5 protein-coding genes are annotated in these 4255 nt (G+C 48.2%); 3 read left to right on the forward strand and 2 right to left on the reverse strand.

Annotated elements, in window-relative coordinates:
* A partial coding sequence (locus tag VN105_RS14560) for a DnaJ domain-containing protein (protein ID WP_325642108.1) occupies positions 1-351 on the reverse strand: 351 nt, incomplete at its 3' end.
* Positions 352-546: 195 nt separating this feature from the next.
* On the opposite strand from VN105_RS14560, the gene VN105_RS14565 reads away from it, so the two are divergent.
* A complete protein-coding gene (locus VN105_RS14565; RefSeq protein ID WP_325642110.1) occupies positions 547-1470 on the forward strand; it encodes an alpha/beta hydrolase in 924 nt (307 codons plus the stop codon).
* Here the strand turns inward: VN105_RS14565 and VN105_RS14570 are convergent.
* Positions 1457-3406, reverse strand: a complete 1950-nt coding sequence (locus tag VN105_RS14570) for an AAA domain-containing protein (RefSeq protein ID WP_325642112.1) — start codon at positions 3404-3406, stop codon at positions 1457-1459. The genes VN105_RS14565 and VN105_RS14570 overlap by 14 nt on opposite strands.
* A gap of 116 nt (positions 3407-3522) precedes the next feature.
* Between VN105_RS14570 and VN105_RS14575 the strand changes: the two genes are divergently transcribed.
* On the forward strand, positions 3523-3915 hold the full coding sequence (locus tag VN105_RS14575; RefSeq protein WP_325642114.1) for a DoxX family protein: 393 nt from the start codon (positions 3523-3525) through the stop codon (positions 3913-3915).
* A gap of 41 nt (positions 3916-3956) precedes the next feature.
* Positions 3957-4255 (forward strand): glyoxalase/bleomycin resistance/extradiol dioxygenase family protein (locus tag VN105_RS14580; RefSeq protein WP_325642116.1); only part of this gene is annotated, 299 nt, incomplete at its 3' end.

The raw sequence follows: 4255 nt of genomic DNA on the forward strand, positions 1-4255 counted from the left end.
ATACAATGTTTTGGGAATGTCGAAATATTCATAGCTGCTGCCGTCTTCAAACTGAAGCTGGAGGGTTTGTTTCTGGTAAGAAAAATCTACCAGGGTGGACGCTGAAATGGTGGCTGTATAATCAGGTAAAGCGGCAGCAATAGTTTCCGGGGCGATGCTTACTAAAAAGTGATAGGCTTCTATCAGCTCTTTACTTTTAGCTTCCGCTTCCAGTTTCTGTTCTTCTGCCAGGCCTTCAAATTTATCAGGATGCCACTCCTTCATAAAGTTCCTGTAAATGGATTTTAATTCTTTTACTTCAGTAGTTTTGGTAACGCCCAATAACTTCCTGTAATCAGCTATTTTACTCATAATGTATTTATTCAAAAAATAAACAGGCTGATCATTATGAGCAGGCCACAATTTATCTTACCTGAAAGCGCGCAAAGTTACGCTTTTTTAAGCGTGCAGCAAGGATTTATTTAACCTTATGGGCAGCGGGTTTGGGCGGTATAGCCGTCTTATATGCATAAAATCACTTATTTTACTGCTTCGAAAAACCGTCTTATGAGATTATTGTTATTGTTAACCACGTTGCTGTATTGTTTGCCTGCCCATTCGCAGCAACTGGACTCATTGAAATATCCCAATGGCTGGCTGTATTATCATACATATGGAAAAGGTACCCCCGTGATCGTATTATCCGGTGGCCCGGGTAACTCCTGCCTGCAACAGGAAGAGGTGGCCATTGAGCTGGGAAAGCGCTACCGGGCTATTTTACCGGAACAACGGGGTACTGGCTTATCTATTCCTGTGCCGTTCGATTCCACTACTATCAACCTGAAGGAGGCGGTGGCCGACATTCAGCGGCTGTTGCAAAAGGAAGGTATCTCCAGGGCTATTATCTATGGCCACTCCTGGGGCGCTATGCTGGCCATGAGCTTTGCGGCCGCCCACCCGGAAAAAGTGCGGGCGCTGGTACTGGCTAACCCGGGCTACTACAAGTTTTCAGCCGATTTTATGACCACGCACGTGAACAACTTGCGGGCAAGACTGGGAGTATCCGACCTGGAAACAATGGAGTCGCTGAATAAAAAGATCGAAGCAGGGAAAGCGAATGGAAAAGACAGCGCGTTGTTTAACCGTACCGTGCGACTGGCATACATTTACAACAAAGCGGACATCGACAGCCTCCTGGCGAAAATTTATGTGGCAAAACCTAATGTCCGTATGCAAACACTGATGGTAACAGACCTGCAAAGGATCCATTTTGATCTCAGTAAAAACCTGCCGCAGTATAAAGGCCCCATCACCGTGATAGGTAGCCGCCAGGATCCGCTGGCCTTTTACACCTATGAGCTGCAAATCATTCGCCCGGATATACAACTGCACTGGATCCAGGCTGCAGGGCATTTCCCGATGTTTGAACAACAGCCGGCGTTTAACGAAGTATTAAACAAGGTGATGACCGCTGCTGTTACAAATCCATAAACTCCCAGGCGCTCTGGTAGGCGTTTTTATGTTCCGCATAACTGATAAAGCCCGCATAGAATGCCAGCTGGGAAAGTGTACCGCTGTCGCCTATCACTACCAGTTTTTTGCGCGCCCTGGTCATGGCTACGTTCATCCGCCGGATATCCGATAAAAAGCCTATCTTATTTTCGGTGTTGCTGCGCGTCATGCTGATGTACACAATATCACGTTCCTGTCCCTGGAAACTGTCGATGGTGTTCACGGAAATCCTGTCGGCATATGGCTGCAGCAGCGGGGTGTGCTGCAGTTGTTCTTTTAACAATTGTATTTGTTGTTTGTAGGGAGATATAACCGCCACCGTAGGAAAGTCTTTCGGCTGGTAATATGCTCCCAGCGCGGTAACCAGCCGGGTAAGATGCTTGAAAACAAAAACAGCTTCCTCGGGATTGGTAGTGCTGGTGCCATCTGCCTGCTCATCAAACCCGCAGCCGGCGGTATCTACAAAGCTGAGCGGGCTGTCGCCGGAAAACAACAGGTGCCCGGCAACAGAAGCATGCGCCTTCAATCTATCTTCATAAAAGATATTCGAAGAATATCCCATAATGGTAGTGTGCATACGGTACTGTTCTTCCAGCAGTGTTACGCTTTCCGGGTGCAGGGCCGTACATTTTTCCAGCAGGGTGGTACTAAGACCGTTACGCGCGGCTTCGTCCGATTTGATGGTGGGTGGCAGCTGGCAATGATCTCCCGCCAGGATCACCTTCTGCGCTTTGAGGATGGGGATCCAGCAGGCGGGTTCCAGCGCCTGCCCGGCTTCATCTATCACCACGGTGTGGTACTTTAAGTTTTTTACGGTATAGTGACTGGCGCCTACCAGGGTAGCGGTGATCACCTGCGCTTTGGACACCAGGTCGTCAATAATATACTGTTCTGTATTACCCACTTCCTTTATGATCTTGCGGGCCTCATCAAACAGGGCTTTGCGTTGTTCCCTTTCGGCTTTGCCAAAATTGCGCTTGTATTTATGCGCCATATCACGGAACTCATTGGCCTGTTTTTTCAGCCGCTTGATTTCCTTGATACTGGGATGCTCAGCTATTTTGCTGTCGAGTGTGAGCGATGAAAGTCTTTCTGATACACGCGCCGGGTTTCCTACCCGTAATACGTTCAATCCTTCGTCCGACAGCTTTTCACTGAGCAGGTCTACTGCTGCATTACTGGGTGCCACTACCAGTATTTGCTGCTGGTCCTGTTTTATCAGCGCTTTCACCGCCTGCACAAGGGTAGTGGTTTTCCCTGTTCCCGGTGGTCCATGCACAATAGCCAGGTCGCCGGCCGATAATATTTTATTGACAGCCGATTCCTGTGAGGCATTCAGCGAGGGATTTACATAAGGAGTAATATCAGGGTGGAATACAGGCTTTTTCTGCCCGGTGAGGATCTGTATCAGTCTTCCTTCGGGTGCTTTATCCTGCCATGCATCCGCCTGTTTCAGGGCGTTCTGCATTTCATCATAACTGTTATCATCAAAAAGCAGGTCGATGCCCAGCTTGCCGTCGCTGGCCCATTCGGGCAGCTCGTCTGTGCGCAGGGTGATCTTCAGCCGGTTGCCGCCCTGGTAGGTGATGGTGCCGTCGAGATGGTCCTGCTTCGGATCATGATTGGAAAATAAGGTAGCGGCGGCCCCGAAACGCAGCTGATGCGGCAGGTCCTGGTGGGTGGTGCGTTCTATCTCCACGGTCAGGTAATCGCCCCGGCTCATTTCCGATCCCCTGATGGCAACCGGGTACCAGGTAAGCCCATTGGCCCTGCGATCTGCTACAGACGTGGATGCTGTCATTTGTTTATACGATCTCTGGTCTTCTTCCCGCTCTGTTTTCAGTAACTCAAGCTGCTTTTTGAAATAATCCATGGCGCAAAGGTAAGTTGTTCCTGAATTGTCGCAATCACCCATGAAGAATGTCGTATTCGACCAGTAACAATGCGCACAAATCCCGGTAAGTTTGTATCGTTAATCAATCAAAACAAAAACAAAAAAATCCACTGTATATGGAAGCGCAAACACTTTATATGAACACAAAAACTCCCTCAAAGGCCGCCAACGTTACCGGTTGGGTAATCACCATCCTGTGTACACTTTTTCTCCTGGTTGATGCCATTATGAAAGTTATCAAAAATATTTACTCCATGGAAGGCAGCGTAAAGCTGGGCTGGCCGGCAGAACAGGTACAGGGCATTGGCATCGTGCTGCTGATCGCCACCATTTTATATGCCATTCCCCGTACGGCGGTGCTGGGCGCAGTATTGGTTAGCTGCTACCTTGGCGGTGCAGTGGCTATTATGTCAAGAATAAACGAACCTTACTATTTCCCGGTTGTATTCGGCATCCTGGTTTGGGTAAGTCTTTTCCTGCGTATCCCGGCACTGCGCGCGCTTTTCCCGGTACAAAGCCAGCGGGCGTAATTCATTTTTACCTTTATTCTGTATAACTATAAACCTGTAATATGGCAACAAAAATTTTTGTAAACCTCCCGGTTAAAGATCTGAACAAATCAAAAGAATTTTTTACCAGCCTTGGGTATTCTTTTAACCCGCAGTTCACCGATGATAAGGCCGGCTGCCTGGTAATTTCTGAGGATATCTATTTTATGCTGCTGGTAGAACCTTACTTCAAAGAGTTTACCAGCAAGGAAATTGCCGATACGTCGAAAGTAAACGAAGCAATTATCTGCCTGTCGGCAGATAGTAAAGAAGAGGTGGATACGTTGTCTGACAAAGCGGTAAAGGCTGGTGCAAAAGAACC

This window comes from Chitinophaga sp. (genome assembly GCF_035564935.1).
Classification (GTDB): Bacteria; Bacteroidota; Bacteroidia; order Chitinophagales; family Chitinophagaceae; genus Chitinophaga.

Excerpts from the sequence above, each read along its gene's own strand:
- VN105_RS14565 (WP_325642110.1), top strand. The coding sequence starts at position 547 with ATGAGATTATTGTTATTGTTAACCACGTTGCTGTATTGTTTGCCTGCC.
- VN105_RS14570 (WP_325642112.1), bottom strand. The coding sequence starts at position 3,406 with ATGGGTGATTGCGACAATTCAGGAACAACTTACCTTTGCGCCATGGAT.
- VN105_RS14575 (WP_325642114.1), top strand. The coding sequence starts at position 3,523 with ATGAACACAAAAACTCCCTCAAAGGCCGCCAACGTTACCGGTTGGGTA.